The sequence below is a fragment of the Paenibacillus sp. CF384 genome (assembly GCF_900106745.1).
GTDB lineage: Bacteria > Bacillota > Bacilli > Paenibacillales > Paenibacillaceae > Paenibacillus_Z.
On record NZ_FNNV01000017.1, the window covers coordinates 73,376 to 92,487 of the forward strand.

Annotated in this window: 15 protein-coding genes; 5 read left to right on the forward strand and 10 right to left on the reverse strand. The window is 51.6% G+C overall.

Going from position 1 to position 19,112, the window contains the following annotated elements; all coding sequences use genetic code 11:
* Window positions 1–87 precede the first annotated feature (87 nt).
* From BLW29_RS23865 to BLW29_RS23885, 5 genes are all read left to right on the forward strand, one after another.
* Complete coding sequence (locus BLW29_RS23865) at window positions 88–984, forward strand: ABC transporter permease (RefSeq protein ID WP_090984320.1); 897 nt, start codon at window positions 88–90, stop codon at window positions 982–984.
* A gap of 16 nt (window positions 985–1,000) precedes the next feature.
* Complete coding sequence (locus BLW29_RS23870; RefSeq protein ID WP_090984322.1) at window positions 1,001–1,876, forward strand: carbohydrate ABC transporter permease; 876 nt, start codon at window positions 1,001–1,003, stop codon at window positions 1,874–1,876.
* Window positions 1,877–1,991: 115 nt separating this feature from the next.
* Complete coding sequence (locus BLW29_RS23875) at window positions 1,992–2,642, forward strand: HAD family hydrolase (RefSeq protein ID WP_256208853.1); 651 nt, start codon at window positions 1,992–1,994, stop codon at window positions 2,640–2,642.
* Between the two features lie 239 nt (window positions 2,643–2,881).
* Window positions 2,882–3,256: a MerR family transcriptional regulator gene (locus BLW29_RS23880; protein WP_090984489.1), complete on the forward strand. Its 375-nt coding sequence runs from the start codon at window positions 2,882–2,884 to the stop codon at window positions 3,254–3,256.
* Window positions 3,257–3,261: 5 nt separating this feature from the next.
* A complete protein-coding gene (locus BLW29_RS23885; protein ID WP_256208854.1) occupies window positions 3,262–3,579 on the forward strand; it encodes a thioredoxin family protein in 318 nt (105 codons plus the stop codon).
* A 935-nt stretch (window positions 3,580–4,514) separates the two neighbouring features.
* Here BLW29_RS23885 and uvrA read toward each other — a convergent pair.
* The 10 genes from uvrA to BLW29_RS23935 form a co-directional block, all read right to left on the reverse strand.
* The gene (gene uvrA / locus BLW29_RS23890) at window positions 4,515–7,412 is read right to left on the reverse strand and encodes an excinuclease ABC subunit UvrA (protein ID WP_090984328.1); all 2,898 of its coding nucleotides are present in this window, start codon (window positions 7,410–7,412) and stop codon (window positions 4,515–4,517) included.
* Window positions 7,413–7,417: 5 nt separating this feature from the next.
* A complete protein-coding gene (locus BLW29_RS23895; RefSeq protein WP_090984330.1) occupies window positions 7,418–8,377 on the reverse strand; it encodes a hypothetical protein in 960 nt (319 codons plus the stop codon).
* 177 nt (window positions 8,378–8,554) lie between these two features.
* The gene (locus BLW29_RS23900; protein WP_090984332.1) at window positions 8,555–9,223 is read right to left on the reverse strand and encodes a helix-turn-helix transcriptional regulator; all 669 of its coding nucleotides are present in this window, start codon (window positions 9,221–9,223) and stop codon (window positions 8,555–8,557) included.
* A 39-nt stretch (window positions 9,224–9,262) separates the two neighbouring features.
* The gene (locus tag BLW29_RS23905; protein ID WP_090984334.1) at window positions 9,263–10,150 is read right to left on the reverse strand and encodes a carbohydrate ABC transporter permease; all 888 of its coding nucleotides are present in this window, start codon (window positions 10,148–10,150) and stop codon (window positions 9,263–9,265) included.
* Between the two features lie 18 nt (window positions 10,151–10,168).
* Complete coding sequence (locus BLW29_RS23910) at window positions 10,169–11,068, reverse strand: ABC transporter permease (RefSeq protein ID WP_090984336.1); 900 nt, start codon at window positions 11,066–11,068, stop codon at window positions 10,169–10,171.
* 81 nt (window positions 11,069–11,149) lie between these two features.
* Window positions 11,150–12,892 carry a type 2 periplasmic-binding domain-containing protein gene (locus tag BLW29_RS23915; protein WP_090984337.1) on the reverse strand — a complete coding sequence of 581 codons (1,743 nt, stop codon included), beginning with the start codon at window positions 12,890–12,892 and terminating at the stop codon, window positions 11,150–11,152.
* A gap of 177 nt (window positions 12,893–13,069) precedes the next feature.
* Window positions 13,070–14,491, reverse strand: a complete 1,422-nt coding sequence (locus BLW29_RS23920; protein WP_090984339.1) for a response regulator transcription factor — start codon at window positions 14,489–14,491, stop codon at window positions 13,070–13,072.
* Window positions 14,488–16,209, reverse strand: a complete 1,722-nt coding sequence (locus BLW29_RS23925; protein WP_090984341.1) for a sensor histidine kinase — start codon at window positions 16,207–16,209, stop codon at window positions 14,488–14,490. The genes BLW29_RS23920 and BLW29_RS23925 overlap by 4 nt, the downstream gene beginning before the upstream one ends.
* Before the next feature lie 1,008 nt (window positions 16,210–17,217).
* Window positions 17,218–18,048, reverse strand: a complete 831-nt coding sequence (coaW, locus tag BLW29_RS23930) for a type II pantothenate kinase (protein WP_090984343.1) — start codon at window positions 18,046–18,048, stop codon at window positions 17,218–17,220.
* 49 nt (window positions 18,049–18,097) lie between these two features.
* Window positions 18,098–19,108: a serine hydrolase domain-containing protein gene (locus tag BLW29_RS23935; RefSeq protein ID WP_090984345.1), complete on the reverse strand. Its 1,011-nt coding sequence runs from the start codon at window positions 19,106–19,108 to the stop codon at window positions 18,098–18,100.
* Window positions 19,109–19,112 lie beyond the last annotated feature (4 nt).

Below are 19,112 nucleotides of genomic sequence, written 5' to 3' on the forward strand. Positions count from 1 at the left end.
TGGGCGTTCGAATGTTCTCATAGGTATTGGTTTTCATGGTTGCTACAATGAAACCAACATGGAAGTTGCAAGGAGAGGAAGGATGTCATGAAACGCTTCAAGGGGAGCTCCCCTTTTCACCTCATGCTGCTGCCTGCTGCCGTTCTTACGTTTATCTTTGCCTATGTGCCGATGGCCGGCATTGTAATGGCCTTTATGGATTACAAGCCGTGGCTCGGATTTACCAAGTCCGCCTGGATCGGTCTCGATCATTTCCGGTACATGTTCGAGCGGCCGGACAGCAAGCAAGTCATGGTCAACACCCTTGTCATTGCCGCGTTGAAGATCGGATTCGGCCTTGTTGTGCCGGTCTTCTTCGCTCTTCTACTGAATGAGATTAGGAGGCTGATCTTTAAGCGTACCATTCAAACCCTTGTCTATTTTCCCTATTTCATGTCTTGGGTCATCTTAGGAGGCATCTTGGTCGATATGCTATCGCCGGAGGGCGGACTGGTTAATCGGCTCATTTCCGGTCTGTTTGGCGTGGAGCCGATTTTCTTTCTGGGGAATGGAGACTGGTTTCGGTTCACGGTAGTCGCAAGCGATACGTGGAAAGAGTTCGGCTTCTCCGCCATCGTCTATCTTGCTGCGCTGGCAGGCGTCAATCCTTCGCTCTATGAAGCTGCCGTGATCGACGGTGCTAACCGGTGGAAGCAAACGCTCTACATTACGCTGCCCTCGCTGATTCCGATTCTGGTTGTTATGAGCACACTTTCACTAGGAAATATCCTGAACGCCGGCTTCGATCAGATCTTCAATTTATATAATCCTCTTGTGTACTCCAAGGGCGATATTATCGATACATTTGTGTATCGCATGGCTATTCTGAATGGACAAATGGGCTTCGGAGCCGCTGTCGGGCTGCTGAAATCCGTCATCAGCTTCATCCTCATCGTCATTACGTATAGGCTTGCTTACAAGCTCGCCAACTACCGTATTTTCTAAGTAAGGGGTCATGCTTATGCCGGACAATTCGCCTGCTTATCGGATTTTCTCCATTGTGAATCACATCTTCCTGCTCGTTATCTCTCTTCTGTGCGTACTGCCGATTATTCATATATTAGCCGTTTCCCTGAGCGGTAAGTCGCCTGCAGCAGCTAATCTCGTGGGGCTGTGGCCGATTGATTTTACATTCGATGCGTATAAGAAAACATTCGGCAATGACAACTTTCTGCATGCCTTGTTCGTCTCCGCTGAGCGTACGCTACTCGGCACGCTGATCGGCATGGCGCTCGTCTTCCTCGCCGCTTATCCCCTGTCGAAGGAACAACACACCTTTCGCGGGCGATCGGTGTATGCGTGGTATTTTATATTTACGATGCTCTTCAGCGGCGGGATGGTGCCCGGCTATATTCTCATTACGAAGCTGGGCCTCTTAAATTCAATATGGGCGCTCATCCTGCCTGGAGCCGTCAATGTGTGGCTGATGATTCTGATGCTGAACTTCTTCCGGACCGTACCCAAAGAGCTGGAGGAAGCGGCTATGATCGATGGCGCGAGCCACTACCGAATCCTGCTCAGCGTATTTTTGCCCGTATCCATGCCCGCTGTAGCTACACTCGCTTTGTTTACGATGGTCGGCCACTGGAACTCCTGGTTCGATGGCATGCTCTATATGACCAATCACGCGAATTACCCGCTCGCCACACTGCTGCAAACGATCGTTCAGCAGGATTACACCAAGCTCAATGTCAGGCCCGAGGAGCTTGAGAACATCGCGCAGCGCACGGTCAAATCCGCCCAGCTCTTCATCGGCGCGCTGCCGATTCTGACTGTCTATCCGTTTCTGCAGAAGTATTTTGTGAAAGGCATCGTGCTGGGGTCGGTGAAAGAGTGAGCTTTGGTTAGGAGATTGGCCTTTCTCTATGCTTCGTTCATAGAGAGGGCTTTTTTTCTTGCCATTAAGCATGTTAGAATTCGTTAACACAAACCAAGTAGAAGGGGCTGCTCCCATGGTTCCATTGAAGCGACAAGGTCTGATTCTGGATATGGATAACACCATTCTCCGCTCGCGCATTGATTTCAAGCAGATGAAGAACGAGGTTCACTCGCTGCTGGTCCGAGAGGGCATCATTGAGGCGAATCTTCCGCTGCATGAATTTACGGCATCCACCCTTATTGAACAAGCCCGTTTGTCGGCAAAGTTCACGGGAGAAGCGGAGCAAGCCGTTTGGTCCGTTGTGACCGAGTCCGAACGAGCTGGGATGCAGGATGCGGGGCTTGAGCCGGGCGTTGTAGAGCTTCTGAAACAGCTGCAGAATGATTTCCACCTGACGATTCTCACTAATAATGCGTATGCTGCCGCCATACACGCGCTGCGTTCGACGGGAATTGAGATGTATTTCGAGCATGTTATTGGCCGAGAACAAGCGGTATCCATGAAGCCTTCACCGGCGGGCATCCATCAAATTCTTGGACATTATCCGCACCTCTCCAAGGAAGATTGGCTGTCCGTAGGCGATGCTTGGATTGACGGCAAGGCTGCCATGGAGGCAGGGGTCCGATTCATTGCCTATCAGGGCAATCAAACCGAGATGGAGCGAAGAGGCGTTGTTCCAATCGCACATATCGATGAACTCCAACAGCTTCTGCGTTATCTATAACGTCGGCGAGAAGGCTAGCAGAATGCTCCATTCGAAGCTCTGGCTTCGAACGGAAACCAATCTAAGGCTAGCAGAATGCTCCATTCGAAGCTCTGGCTTCGAACGGAAACCAATCTAAGGCTAGCAGAATGCTCCATTCGAAGCTCTGGCTTCGAACGGAAACCAATCTGCTTGACTCTAACATTAATGTCAGGCTTTATAATGAGCTGGAAACCAGGTATTGCGAAGAGAGGCTGCCCATGAAGATCGGTCAATTAGCCAAAGAAACAGGAGTGAGCATCCGTTCGCTCCGATACTACGAACAGCAAGGCTTAATCGCCCCCTTGCGTCAAGCCAACGGTTATCGCGAATATTCGCCCTTAACCGTTCACACCGTAGAGACAATCAAGCTCTATCTGAACTTGGGCCTGACGACGGAGCAAATTGCCGGGTTTCTTACTTGTGTCTTGCGGAACAAGGAAGCATTTTGCAGTGAGGTTATGCCGATTTATGAACGGAAGCTGGCAGAGATCGAAGCGCAAATGCTGCAGCTGAGTCAAATCCGGACGAATTTGATCGATCGGATCGCTGCCGTTCAATCGGAAACAAAGGCTGAGAATCCAAGCAAGGAGTGAGTCTAGTGGGAATTGAACAAGTGGAGAACCTGGAGCATCTCCGGCAGCTCATTGGGGATGGAGTCGTGCTGGTGGATTACGGTGCGCCTCATTGTCCGCCATGCCATAGGCTGCTGCCCATTCTGGAAGAACTAGCTGTGGAGCTGGAGGAGCAGCTTCGTATCGCGTACGTCGACTGCGATAAGCTGCCTGACGCCGCAGCTTCAGCCGGTGTGATGGGTACGCCGACGGTTATTGTCTTCAAGGACGGGCAGCCGATGGATAAACTAGTTGGCCTGCGGCCCAAATCAGCTTATCGACTGGCGGCCGAGAGACAGTTCTAGCGTATATGCACGTGTGAAAGGGGCTGTACTCTAAGTAGATCCATCTACTTGAGGACAGCCCCTTTTCATGGAGTACTATTGTTGGTTTCCAGCACTGCTTAAGAGCCATCCTCCAACCTGTACGGTTGCTATGTAGACTTCCTGGTTCACTTCATGCGCTCATTCCGCCAAATTTGCTGCTATGTAGACTTCCTCGTTCGCTTCATGCGCTCGTTCCACCAAACTTGCTGCTATGTAGACCTCCTCGTTCGCTTCATGCGCTCATTCAGACCAACTAGCTACGATGTAGACTTCCTCGTTCGCTTCATGCGCTCATTCCGACCGATTAAATACTATGTAGACTTCCTGGTTCGCTTCATGCGCTCATCCCGCCAAATTTGCTGCTATATAGACTTCCCGGTTCGCTTCATACGCTCATTCAGCCAAATTTGCTGCTATGTAGACTTCCTGGTTCGCTTCATACGCTCATTCCACCAGATTTGCTGCTATGTAGACTTCCTGGTTCGCTTCATGCGCTCATTCCGCCATACTTGCTGCTATGTAGACTGCCTGGTTCGCTTCATACGCTCATTCCGCCAAATTTGCTGCTATGTAGGCTTCCTGGTTCGCTTCATGCGCTCATTCCACCAAACTTGCTGCTATGTAGACTGCCTGGTTCGCTTCATGCGCTCATTCCGCCAAATTTACTAGATTTTCAAAAGGGCTTATTTGCATGAAATAGACTCGCTGGCAACCGTTAAAGCATAAACAGGCAAGGCAAAGCGATAACGGAAGTACGAACGCAACAGCAGCTTATGGACGCGACTGTGCAAAACAACTCTCAGACAACCCGAAAACGAAAGAAACCCGACGTTATCATAAACGTTGGGTTTCTCTATCATATAAGGGGCGCGGACCGAAGAGTCTGCGCCACCTTTTCTATAACTCCCATCTACTCATGCCAGCGCCTGCGACTCCACCGCCAACAGCCCGCGCAGAAACTTACCGGTCAGCGAATCTTCAGTACGCGCTACTTCCTCAGGCGTGCCGGATGCGACAACCATGCCGCCTTTCTTGCCGCCCTCCGGCCCCATGTCGATGACATGATCGGCCACTTTGATCAGATCCAGATGATGCTCGATCACCACGACAGAATGCCCCGCTTCTACCAGCTGATGGAGACAATCGATAAGCTTCTGAATATCTCTCAGATGTAGTCCGGTTGTCGGCTCATCGAGCACGTACAGATTATGCGAGCCGCGAATAATTTTACTTAACTCAGTCGCCAGCTTAATCCGCTGTGCTTCCCCGCCGGACAGTGTGGTCGAAGATTGGCCAAGACGCAGATAGCCGAGTCCCAGCTGATGCAGCACCTTCAACTTATGCTGGATGTACGACTGGTCGTCGAAGAATTGAACAGCTTCCTCAATGCTCATCTCCAGCACCTGCGCGATATTCTTCTCCCGAATACGAACATCGAGCACTTCCTCGTTAAAACGTGCTCCCTTGCAAACCGGACAGACCGCTTCTACATCCGGCATGAACTGGAGCGCCGTCGTAACAACACCTTCACCTTGGCAGTTCTCGCAGCGTCCGCCATTCTTCTGGTTAAAGCTGAAATCGTTCTTCGCGAGCGACTTCCCAGCTGCACCGGCAGCAGCCGCATACAACTCGCGAATCTTATCGAAGAAGCCGACATACGTCGCCGGGTTTGAGCGCGAGCTGCGCCCGATCGGAGACTGATCGATATTGATGATGCCTGTCAAATGCTCATGCCCGGTCAGCTCGTCATGCTCGCCTGGAACGATGCGCGCATCCTGGAAGGTTGAATAGAGCTGCTTGCAGATGACCTCATTGATCAGCGTGCTTTTGCCTGAACCCGAGACGCCTGTGATGCAGATCAGCACACCTAGCGGCAGATCGACATCGACGTTGCGCAGATTGTTCGCTCTTGCACCTCGAAGGGACAGCATCCGTCCGTCCGACTGACGGCGCACTGCAGGTACCTCGATTCTCCGCACCCCTGCCAAGAAGGAGCCCGTAATGGAATTGGGATTCGAGCGCAGTTGCTCCGCCGTGCCCTCAGCGGTAATGCGGCCGCCGTGCAGTCCTGGCTCCGGTCCGACCTCAATGATATGGTCAGCGCTATTGATTGTGTCCAGATCATGCTCGACGACGATAATTGTATTGCCGATATCGCGAAGCTTCTTGAGTGTGTCGATGATGCGAATGCTATCCCTCGCATGCAGCCCGATGCTTGGCTCGTCCAGCACATACAGCATCCCCATCAGCCCCGAGCTGATCTGCGTGGAGAGCCGGATGCGCTGCGCTTCACCACCCGATATCGTATCGGAGCGGCGACCAAGACTGAGATAATCAAGGCCAATATCAAGCAGCAGATCAATCCTTGATTCGATCTCAGCAACAATTTGTTTACCCACAATCGCATGCCGTGGCGCGAACGAAATGTTCTTCAAGAACGTGCTCAGCTCAAGCAAAGAGCTGTTGCACAGCTCATGAAGATCGGCATCGCCGACCTTTACAGCGAACCGCTGCGGCCGCAGCTTCCGTCCGTCGCAATCCGGGCAGGTATGCTCGACCATTACCCGTTTATAAAACTCATCATCGCCGACGGACTGCGTTTTGCGCTTCAAGTAGAGCTTGTACCACCAATTGATGGTATGCACCATACCGCCGAAAGTCATCATTTTGCCGACGTGGCGTTCTTGCGATTTAGTCGCTTCTTCCCCCGGAATGAATGGGAATTTCTCGCCCTTGGATCCATACATCACGATGTTCTTAGCCGCCTCAGACAGCTCCTTATAAGGTGTATCCAGACTGAACCCGTAGTGTATCGCCGCACTGCGAAGGATTGACCAATGCCAGGTTCCGGTGCTTGTTCCAAGCAGCTTCTGATCAATCGCTCCTTTATTAATGCTCTTCTCCGGACTCTTCACCAGAAACTTGGCTTCGGCGCGCATGAATGTGCCGAGTCCGCCGCAGGTTCGGCAAGCGCTGGCAGGATCGTTGAACGAGAAATAACTCGACTGCAGCTCCCCCATCGTCAGATGATGCTCCGGGCAAGCAAAACCGCGATAGAACTTCTCTTCATCAGCCACCGCGCCTTCCGGCACTTGAACGATCTCAAAACGAATGAACCCTTCGCCCACAAGCTTCAAGCTGTTCTCGATCGTTTTGGCAAGCGCCTTGAAGGCATCCGGTTGCACGATGACTTTGTCGACGACGACCTCGATCTTATACTCCGCTTCCTCTTCAAGCTCGATCGGATCACCGAGGCTATGCCGGACGCCCTCGATGCGAACCGTCCGGAACCCTTTGGAGCGAATCTCATCCAGCGTCGTTTCGTAGTTCTCGCCGAAGATTTTGTACACCGGTGCCAGCACCTCAAGCTCCGTCCCCTTCGGCAGCTGCTTGATATGATCGATCATCTGCTCCGCCGACCGAATCGGCACAGGATGCTCGCAGAATGGACAGCAGGCTTCCCCAACCGAAGCAAAGAGCAGCCGCATGAAGTCATAGATGTCCGTCATGGTGCCGACCGTGGACCTCGGATTGACGATCCCTTTCTTCTGCTCGATGGCAATCACCGGAGACAAGCCGAAGACGAAATCGACATCCGGCTTCTTCAATTGATTCATTCGACTCTTAGCGAAGGTGGAGAGCGATTCCAGGAACCGGCGCTGTCCTTCCCCATAGATAACATCGAAGGCCAATGAAGATTTGCCCGAACCGCTGACCCCGGTAATGACCGTGAGCTTGTCCCGCGGAATATCGACATCAATATTCTTCAGATTGTTCTGCCTGGCACCGCGTACCTCGATATACTTCTTCATCCGCGCTAGCCCCTCTCCCACTCTGGAAACTCTTCGCTCTCGTACAAGTAAGCTGGTTCAAGCAGCATAATCCGGCTCTTAGGCGTGGCCTTCGTCTCCGATTCCATCTTCATCAGGAGCCCTCGATCAGCGAGCCAATCACATACCGCGGTTGCAGAACCCGTATCGGTATCGATAACCGGCTTAAACTTCAAGACGATATCCGTGACGGTGCGAACATCCGCCTCTTCCTTCAAATAAGCGAGCATCGGCTGGAAGAGCCGCTCTGCCCTGGCATTCAGATACTCGTTAATCGTATCAATAGCCGATTGGACGCCTTCCTCCGTAACCGTGCCAAGCACCAACTCCGTATAGATGACACGGAAGAAGTCCGGGTTATAAGCGAGCGCCTGTTTAACCGATTCCCGCATGGGCACATCCTCATTCAAAAGCACCTCGATCGACGACAACACATCGACCATCTTAATAATCCAGAAGGCACTGTAACCCGCATCTTGCTTCACATACAGCCACTTCTCCGCCTTAGCCAGAAGTCCGAGCGAATACCCGCCAAGCTGCTGAAGCTGAAGCTGTCTATCGCGCTCGCCGACGATCCGTATTTCTTCAAAATAATCCGTAATCGAGGCATCCTTCGTGAACAACAGCGTACTACGATAAAGCATCGACTGGTTAATGGAGCCGCCTACGGATCGTTCCATCCAGCGCTTGAACTCATTGCGCGTCTGAATGCTAGCGTTAATAGGAACATCATTCTCTACAAAACACATATACCCTGATCCCAACTTCTGATCATGCACGATCAGCTTCAAATCAATGTCCGATTTCTCCCATACTTGGTCGTACGATAAGCTGCCAAGCAACACAGCCGCAATCACTTGTTCGTCCTTCTTGACCTTCTCGATGAACTGGTTCAATGCTTCCCGAAACAGCGTAGTCGTTTGCTCGCCGAATTTCTGTAAGCCCACGTTCGTCCTCCTCCAAAGTCAGTGCTAGAGTCACTCCTAAATCTTCCATAGATATACAAAATATCCCTTAGATTCATAGTTGTCAATATAGCATTATTTAATCATTTGCTAGAGTTGCAACCGAAAAAAAACCGCCCAGCAGATCATCCTGCTACAGCGGTTCCCGAACATCTTATTCTACCGCGCATACGCCTCACGATACTGTGCTGGCGTAAGCAGCGAATGCTTCTTGAAGACGCGCGTGAAATGCGCGGGCGAGCCGAACCCTACTTTGCGCGCGATTTCGTGAACCTTGAGGCGCGGCGACTCTTTCAAGTACCGTTTGGCCCGCGTCAGTTTCGCCTCGGCGACGTAATCAAACAATGCGCGGCCGGTCGTCTGCTTATACAATCGGCATAGATAACTCGGATTGAAATAAACCGTTTCGGCGAGCCGCGTTAACGACAGATCCTCATCGAGATGCTTCTCAATGTAAGCGTGCAGGCTTTCCAGCCAGCCGTCCTCATCCCGGTAGCCGGGACATTGAAGCAGCGCATCTGCAAAAGCTCGCAAGTAATCGGCAGCCTGCCTTGCCGAGCTGTGAGCATCCCAGCGCAGAAGCGCATCCGCATCCAGCGGGTCAAGCTCCGCGAAGGTAATGCCGTTCTTATGCATGAACGCCAGAAACTGAGCGGCCAGAATCATATACGCTTCCAGCCATACCTCTTTCTCCGTTTCCGGAATCGCGGCAAACAGCGAATCGAATTGCCTGAAATATGCGCTCCGCTCGCCGCCCTCCAGGGAAGCCCGAAGGCATTCTCCCTGTATCAATAAATCCCCGAAGCTAATCGAGTTTGTTTGTCGCATAGCTAGCTGCAAACCTCCTTTGCCAGCCGGTACCCTCGCTTATTCCTTAACGGAACCCAGCATAATACCGGAGATGAAGAACCGCTGCAGGAACGGATAGACGAGCATGATCGGCAGCATGGAAGCGAAGATTTTTGCCGCTCCCAACGTCTTGTCGGATACAGATGCGAGGCGTTTCACATCCTCAATCGATTTAATCAACGTCGGATCGATCCGCACGACAATCTGCTGCATATAAGTCTGAAGAGGGATGCTGTTCTCATGGTTGATGAAGATGAGACCGAGCATAAATTCATTCCACACGGTTACGATGAGGAACAGCGTCGTTGTCGCAAGCACGGGCATCGATAGCGGCATGTAGATGCGGAACACCTTGAACCAAGGACCTGCGCCGTCCATCGAAGCCGACTCATCGAGCTCTTTGGGAATGCTGCGGAAATAGTTGACGATCAGAATGACGTTAAATACGTTTACCAGCATCGGGAGCACGAGCACCCAGAACGAGTTCATCAGTCCCATTTGGCGAATAACGAGATAGAACGGAATCAATCCGCCATTAAACATCATCGAGAAGATCAGCAGCCACATATACACGTCGCGGAGCCTGAACTCTCTCTTCGAGCGGGACAGCGGGTAAGCCATCAGCAGCGATATGAAGAAACTGATCAAGCACGTGACACCGACCCGTTTAACCGAAATCCAGAACGATTGGAAGAAGACGCTGTCTTCAAACAGCTTCTTATACGATTCAAAGGTGACGCCCTTCGGAAAGACAGTGACAAAGCCGGCCATCGCTTTCGCTGGTGAGCTGAAGGAAATCGCCAAGTTATGAATGATCGGGAACAAAGATGAGAACGAAACGAGCGCAAGAATGAGAATCAGAACAGCTTCTGCCACTTTTGTGCCCATCGTTTGACTGCGGACCATGCGGAATTCCTCCTTTTGCTAGAAAATGCGATAGTTGGCCAATCGACTTGCCAGACCGTATGAGATGATGATCAATATGAAGCTGACACCTGATTTCAGCAAACCGATGGCGGTTCCGACCTCGTAGTGCCCCTCTTCTATACCGGCCCTAAACACGTACGTGTCGATGATGTCCGAGGAATCGTAAACCAGCGTGTTGTACAGATTGAATATTTGATCAAAGCCGGCATTCAGTACATTTTGCAAACTGAGCGTGCCGACCAGTACGATCGTAGTTGCGATGCCCGGCAGTGTGACGTATTTCAGCTTCTGCATCCGGGTTGCGCCGTCAATGTCGGCCGCCTCGTAAAGCGAAGGATTAATACCTGTCAATGCCGCCAAATAGATAATGGTACCAAAGCCGAACTCTTTCCATATATCGGAGCCGACAATGATGGTACGGAACCAGAAGTTGTCACCCAAGAACATAATCTCGTTAATGCCAAACTTGCCAAGCAGTTGGTTAACAATGCCGTCTACGGCGAAGAAATCTCTTAGAATACCCGCAAGCAGAACCCATGACAGGAAGTGCGGTAAATACACGATGGTTTGAACCGTACGCTTAAACCAATGGATGCGCAGTTCGTTGAGCATGAGTGCAAATACGATTGGAATAAAGAATCCGAATGCGATCTTCATCAGAGCGATGATAACCGTATTCTTGAAAACGCGTAACGCTACAGGCGTATCAAAGACAAAGGAGTAATTCTCCCAGCCTGTCCACGGCGAACCCCAAATTCCTTTAGTCGGAATAAAATGTTTGAACGCCAGCACAATACCGCCCATTGGCCAAATTGTAAATAATAAGACAAGTAACATGCCGGGGAGCAGCATCAGATTAAAATGGATTTGCTCAGACCATTTGCGGCGCACTCGCATTACCTCCGCTTCAGATATCATTCGTAATGAATAGAAGGACGCAAGACACTGCCTCGCGTCCTTCCGGAATTGAACTACAACTTATTTGCTTATTGCCTCGTTGATTTCTTTCAAAATATCGTCTCCGCCTTGTGCTTTCCAATCCGCTACGAATTGATCGAACTCCGCATCTGCATCGGCTTTACCCATAATAATCCGGTGGTAGGCCTTCATTTGCAGCTCGTTAAGCGCCGTCAGCTTCTTCTCCATCGTCGGTGTTTGGCCGTCGAACGCGGAGTAGACGATGTTGGATTCTAATTTGGCTGCGGAACCCATTGCATCATACCAGCTGCGCGTGTTTTGCCATTGCAGTACGTTCTTGCTTGCCGGCTGCGTTTGCAGCTCGTCGATGAACTTCTTGATGTTCTGGAACGCATCGTTGTTCTTGAACGGAAGCGAGGCCGGGTCCTTCTCGCCGTTTACGGCAGCTACGATGTCTTTCGCTTGTTTAAGGATATCGTCCGTAGGGATAATCGTCATGCCGCCCCATACGGTTCCTTTCTCGTTGGCGTCTTTATACTTTTCTTGCGATGTCTTGATCCACCATTCCGTATCGTCGTTTTCGTTGACGATATTCAGCCATTTCATTGGAAGCTCTGGGTATTTGAAGCCTTTCTTCACGACCATGACGGAACCGGATGTGTTCGTAGCGCCCATGTTCAGCTTGCCGTTTGTTTTGGCAGGGATTGCATATGGCTTCCAATCTGCATCAGGAACGTTCTGCAATGTCATGAACAGCGGGTACCAAACGCCCCACCATGCTTGACCGACGATTCCTGCGCGGCCGCTTGCCAGAACTTCTTGCAATTGACCTGTATCTTTAAGCGCGAAGTCCTTCTCGATCAGACCTTCTTTGTAGAAGTTAGCGATCAGCTTCAAACTGTCTTTAATTTGCGGTTGGATACCGCCATATACGACTTGATCGGATGCATCTTTATAGAACAAGCGTGGGAATGCCTCGAATTGGTCGAAAATGTAGCCTGGACCGAACAATCCGTCCGTTTCCGTTTGCATCTGCATGGCCAGCGGTACCGTTGTGCCGTTACCTGCCGGATCTTTCTCCTTGAACGCTTTAGCGAGTGCCTCAACGTCTTCAATCGTCTTCGGCTCAGCCAGGTTCAGCTTCTTGCGCCAGTCGTCGCGAACCCAGACAAAGTTGAAGTTCTCCAAACCGGCTTGGCTCGGAATGCCGTAGAGCTTGCCATCGACTTTGTACAGGTCAAGTCCGCGGTTGTCTGCAGAAGCATAGGCTTCTTTGATCGCCGGGGAAGCGTATTGCTCATACACGGTCGACAAATCCTCGATCATGTCCGCCTCAACGAGACGTTTCACAGTGGATTGTACTTCCGTGATGTTTTTGCCGACGATTTGGAATACATCCGGGATGTCGTTACCACCGATGGAGAGATCCAGCTTCTTCTTGTAAGCGTCACCATCTTGCGGCGCCATCCAAACAAACTTAGGCTTTGCATTCAGCTTCTCTTCCATGAACTTGTTAAAGACGTTCTCTTCATACGATTCGCCTGCAGGGAACTTCGGATTGTTCATTGTCGGCCTTATCGTTGTAAATTCAATCAACTCCGGGTACTTGCCGAATGGATCAGCCGCAACCTCTGGTTCAGCTGCCGGTTCTGTTGTTTCTGTTGTTGTTTCCGTGGTCGTATTATTGGTGGTTTTGTTGCCTTCCGCTGTGTTGGCAGCATTGTTGTTGCCGCCGTTATTGCCGCATGCGCTTACAAAAACCATAAGCCCAAGCAAACTCAAACTTGCCCACTTTTTGACCATTCTGTCAAAAGCCCCTCTCTATGACAACGAATATGGTGTTGATTCGATTCCAATCATAACGCGCTTTCGCCCGGGGATTAGATGGAAAAAACGCATCTCCTGACTGAACTTTGTCAGAACATGCGTCTTTCATCGTACAATTTTCGCTGGTCGGCAGACATTTTTCACTTCACCCGCTTACTTGCCCACCGGCGGCCAGTGCATAAACGCATCAAACGCCGCTTCCTCTTCGCGGTAAGCACGCGGTGATCGGCCTGTCTCCTGACGGAACAGCTTGCGGAAATACGATTCATCGGCGAACCCGCATTTGGCCGCGATTTCCTGAATGGCTTGACTGCTGTGAAGCAGCAGCCGTTTAGCTTGATCCATCCTAAGCATTCGCATGAAATCGTTATAAGTAGCACCCGTCGTCCGCTTGAAGCAGTCGCTGAAGTATCCTCGGCTGAGATGTACCTCCGCAGCAGCTTCCTCCTGCGTAATCCCTTCATCCAAATGCAGCAACGACCATTCAATGGATTGAATCATTCGTGTCGTAATATCCTTATCAATGCCGCTCTGTTCCAGAATGGCCCGAAGCGAACGGCGAAGACGCTGCAGGAAGTTCTGCCACTGCGCCCAGGTCTGCAAACCGCCTAGTTCCTGCAGCAGCTCGTCCCGTTCCGACCATCTCAGCATGCTTCTCCACGCCCAGACCGTCTGGTGAATGATGCCGCACAGTTTGTTCGGATCCGGCCTTTGGTCGGCAATTTGCTCGAGAAAAGTGTGGAACGCTTCATCCTGAAACAGCCAATCGAAGCTCCGCCAGCCTTTCATCCAATCCTCGCGAACCGGCTTGGTCTCCCAAAGCAGCACATCCTGCATGGAATCATGCACGGCTGCAGCCGACTCAGTCGTCGCCATCACGTAGAAGGAGTGACGTTTGATGTACGTATCCAGCACCGACTTGAGCCGGCTTCGATCCTTAACGCCAACCTGATGCATGCAAAATACCGCCCAGCGATTGGACAATCCCGCCTGCGCCTCCCCTTCCGGTTGAAAAGCAAGCTCCTCGGTAAACCAGGCGTTGCCCTGCAGCGCGACAAGCGGTTTGTCGTTTAATCCGGGCTGCGCGTACAGCTCCTGTACTTTGCAGTCGCCCTTGAGCGCGAGCAGCAGCGTAACCGATGACTGCGCCGAAGCCGGTGCCGGCGGCTGTGTGCGGGAGGACCTCTCTTCCCGGTCCGCGAGCAGTCGCTCGGCAATGCGGCCGAACAACCGATCAAGCTTCTCATCGTCAAGCTCGGTCTTCACGATATAATCAATCGCGCCTAGCCGCAGCGCATCCTGTACATATTGAAAATCCTGATGACAGGTGAGAATCGCCGTTTCCGTATGCGGAAACCGCTCCTTCACGATTCGCATCAGCTCAAAGCCCGACATCCCCGGCATCGACAAATCGGTCACGAGCAAATCGACCTGCTCATGTTCCATCCAAGCCAGTGCCTTCTCCCCGCCTTCAAAGTCGGCGGCAACCTCCATCCCATGCTTCTGCCATGGAAGAATATGAATTAATCCTTTGCGTACGATATGCTCATCATCGACCAGTATGGCTCGGATCATGGCTGCTCGCCTCCCTTCCCCGTCAATATTTCGATCGTAATCGCCGTACCTTCGCCCAGCTTGCTTTCTATTCGCAGTCCCGAGCTTTCTCCATAGTAGGCTTGAATTAATCGGTGCACGAAACTCAAACCGATGCCCATGCCGACGGAGCGTGAATCCGGATGTTTCTCTTCAAGCAGCGATTGCAGCCGTTCCTCCGACATGCCTTCTCCGTTATCGGATACGCACATCGTGATTCCGCCCCCCGGATGAGGCTCGATGCGAACGCTAATGGTGCCGTCCTGGTTGCGGAAACCATGATAAATCGCATTCTCGACGAGCGGCTGCAGCACAAACCGCGGGATCTGAACATCCAGCGTCGCGGGATTCACATCCATTTGCACCTCGAATTGATGGCTGTAACGGATGCTCTGCAGCGCCATGTAGTCGTTGATATTAGCGACTTCCTCCTGCACGCGCACATGCGTCCCTTCCTTGCCGAGGTTGTAGTGCAGAATACGGGTGAAATGAGTGATTAGCTTTACAATTTCATTTTGCTTGTTCATCTTGGCAATGACTTGCACGGTATTGAGCGTATTATGGATAAAATGCGGGTTGATCTGATGCCGCAGCTTCTCGACCTCCACATTGCTCCTAGCCTTCTCCCGGCGCTCGATTTCCTTGAGCAAATCGAATACCCGCTCTTTCATCGCATAGAATCTGCCTAACACCTCGTCAAATTCGCGAAGCCGCAGCCATTTCTGCGGGCGATACGACGGATTGTCGCCTACCCACTCTATCTCTCTGCGGAATACGTGAAGCGGTCGATACACCGTCCGCCAACAGATATAGGCAAGCAGCAAGCTGAGGAGCAGCGTGAACAAGCCGACGGTTACGAATTTGCCAAGCCATGAATCGATTTCCTTCTGAAAGGCATCGCCCTTCATAATGACGGCAATCTTCCAGCCTTGCTCGCTCGCAGCGATGAAACGCAGATCATCGGAAGCTTTATCCTCCATGTTAAATGCAGCAAACAACGGGAACTTGGCGCGATCTTCGCTAAACACGATCCGATTCTGGGCATCGAGCAGCAGATGCTTAACCGGCTCGCCATACTGAACATCGTCGAACAACCGCTTCAAGGTATTAAAGTTGCTTTCCGTATAGACGTAGAAGGAGGAATTCGTATCAAAATCATTCACTTTGCGGACAAGGGAGAATACCTGCGTATTGTCGGTGTTATACTTGTCCGTCGAGCGATGCGGCGCGAAGTACGACACTCCGTTCGCTTCCAGCAGCAGCGGATTGTCAAACATCGTGATCTTATCCATGATCGGATAGCTCTGAATAAACGCATGATTGTTCTTGGCATCCACTAATGCCAGAGCTCCGGCGTAAGGGCTTGTATAATTAATAAGCGACATCCGATCCTGCACGAGCAGAAGAATATCGGTTTTGCGAATCTGATCGTCGGTCGTCAAATATTCTTGAATGCGCGAGGTGATCGTTTTATCCAGTGCGAGCTGTTGGGAGGCGAAATTCATGTTTTTCAAAATATTATCGAGGCTGACGAGCTCCTTCTTCACATTCTCGTTGATGCCGTTCTTCAGCTTGTTTTCCATAAAGGAATGAAACGAAAAGTACGACATGCCCCCGATCAATGCCAAGGGCACGACGGAGCTGAGCAGCAGGATGACAATCATGCGGCCTTTAATGGAATCTCGCAACATCGACAGCATAGGGGATGACCTCGTTTTCTATAGTGAATAGCGCTTGTAGGTGAAGTTGTATTTCAGTTTATCAGAGAAATCGGCCTTTTTGTAAGCACTTTTTTTTCCTGTTGTGGAATTAGGCGAGGTGAAATGGCTGTTTCTCCGGCGAAAGTGGCTGGAGCCACCCCACCTTAACCTGACTGCGCCGAGGGCTGAGAGTCGGAAAATCTGACTCTCAGCGGCGAAATCGCACAAAGAAGCTGAGAGTTCGATAAACCGTCTCTCAGCTTCTAATCCTACCCCTAACTGCCCCCGCCGAGGGCCGAGAGTCGGAAAATCCGACTCTCAGCGGCGAAACCGCGCAACAAAGGAGCTGAGAGTTCGAAAATCCGTCTCTCAGCTTCTGATCCTACCCCAAACTGCCTGCGCCGAGCGCTGAGAGTCGGAATATCCGACTCTCAGCGGCGAAAACGCACAACAAAGAAGCTGAGAGTCGGGAATTCCGTCTCTCAGCTACTAATCCTACCCCTAACTGCCTGCGCCGAGAGTCGGAAAATCCGACTCTCAGCAGCGAAAACGCACATAAAAGAAGCTGAGAGTTCGATATTCCGTCTCTCAGCTTCTGATCCTACCTCAAACTGCCTCCGCCGAGGGCCGAGAGTCGGAAAATCCGACTCTCAGCGGCGAAAACGCACAACAAAGAAGCTGAGAGTCGGGAATTCCGTCTCTCAGCTACTAATCCTACCCCTAACTGCCTGCGCCGAGGGCCGAGAGTCGGAAAATCCGACTCTCAGCAGCGAAAACGCACATAAAAGAAGCTGAGAGTTCGATATTCCGTCTCTCAGCTTCTGATCCTACCTCAAACTGCCCCGCCGAGGGCCGAGAGTCGGAAAATCCGACTCTCAGCGGCGAAACCGCGCAACAAAGAAGCTGAGAGTTCGATAATCCGTCTCTCAGCGGCGAAAACGCACAACAAAGAAGCTGAGAGTTCGATAATCCGACTCTCAGCTCCCCCTCGAGCCCCAGCACCGCCTGCTACCGGCTCGGTTCACTTAGCTGCAGAAGCGCACCAATGGCTCCACTAAACTCGCCGTTCTCGATGAATAGCGGCGTGGCGCCGCGCAGCCTGGTGTACCCTTCGACGACCTCTTTAAGAAGGTCGTTCTGAATAAACGATGAGCCTACGAAAATAATAGACGCGATATCATATTGCGCAGCCGCCAGTACGCTGGCTGTCGCCACTGTCTCCCCGACAAGCCCCACTACGGAAGCTAGCAGCTCTTCCTTAGTCAACGTATCTGAAGCTGCTAATGCAAACACTCTCCCGAAATTGCTTGCCGTTAGATCCCCCGGGATCGGAGGCTCCGCGCCTTGATAAATATGTTTGACTTTCAAGTCGATTCGGTCACGATCGCCCGCTGCCGCAAGCTGTATGAGCTCGTGATAATCCGTAATCCCGGTTAGCACTTGAGACAGCCCCATCAGGGTTCCGCCTCCGACACCGGTTCCGCCAAGCCGCTTCTGGGCGCTATGGTCGAAATAGTGAATCGACGTGCCTGTCCCGACATTGGTCAGGATGTGCGCCTCCTCGGTTACACCTGATTGCCGGAGCAAATAACGAACACCGCTGCAGGTGGCTTCAAACTCAACCATGCCAATCGAAGGCAGGCCCAGCATGGACTGCAGCAGGCTTGCTTTTCCGCCCGTGATGCTAATCTGCACCTCGTCGTCGAAACCTTGAATCCACTTCACAGCTTGCTCTGGCTGCAATGCCGGAAATGTCCTAAACGAGATAGGCTCGCCTTGTTTATGCGTATAAGCCAGTTTAATTAATGTGCCGCCGGCATCGACGCCGATTTTTACCATGTGACTGACACTTCGCTTTCTTCGTTCAGACTTACGATATTGCTATATACTACTGGACCCCGGACCCGATAAGGGTCATGGTCGGATGCAGCGCCTCCGCTACAAAGTCCTCAATGCCCGGAACGAATACGACCGCAACCAATTTCTGCTCAGGATCGACCGTGAACATCGACCAACCATATCCGTGGTGAGAGAAGGTACGCGCCGACATCGTGCCGATGCGTTCGCCGTCCAGAAACAGTCCGAGTCCTTCCGCTGTCATTCGCCGAACGAGCTGCTCGCTCAGGATACGTTTTCCGGCAAATACGCCGTCGTTCAGGAGCATCTCACCCATCTTCAAAATATCGTCCAAAGTAGATAATAACCCGCCGCAAGCCATAGGTATAGCCCCACTGCGAAAAAGCGGCGTATCCAACCAGTCCGCTTCCCGTGGAAATACTAGCGAAACAAGCGGGTCATGCTCCAGCGGAAGCTTGAATGCAGTCATCGTCATCCCAAGCGGTATAAGGATTCGTTCCTCTACGAATTGTTCAAAACTCTTGCCGGAAACCCGTGCAATAATGAGTCCGAGCAGCACAAAACCTACGTTAGAATAACTAAATTCGCTGCCTGGTTCCGTTGATAAACTTCTCTCCGTAAGCCGCTCAATCCAACCCGGTGTCTCATAGTTGTTGCTGAGAATATCGTCCACCTGCAAACCTGAGCGATGTGTCAGCAAATGATGCAACGTAATGTCCTGGAATCCCTCACACTCAAACTCCGCAAAATAGATCGCGGCCTTATCCTCAAGCGTGATCTGCCCCTGTTCAACCAGTTGAAGCAATGCAATCGCCGTAATCGTCTTGACGATTGATTGTACCGGCCTAATCGCGTTAACGCTGAACGGTTTTGTGCGTGCACCGTCAGCCGAACCCAAAGCTTCCTTTGCAACAACTTCGCCGTCCAGCGATACCACGAAACTTGCGCCTTGCAGCCTTCCTTGATCAATTAGCGTCTGAAGATGCATCTTAATAGAATGAATAACGTCTGAGTTGTACCGGCCTGTTCGGGTCTCTGCCATTATT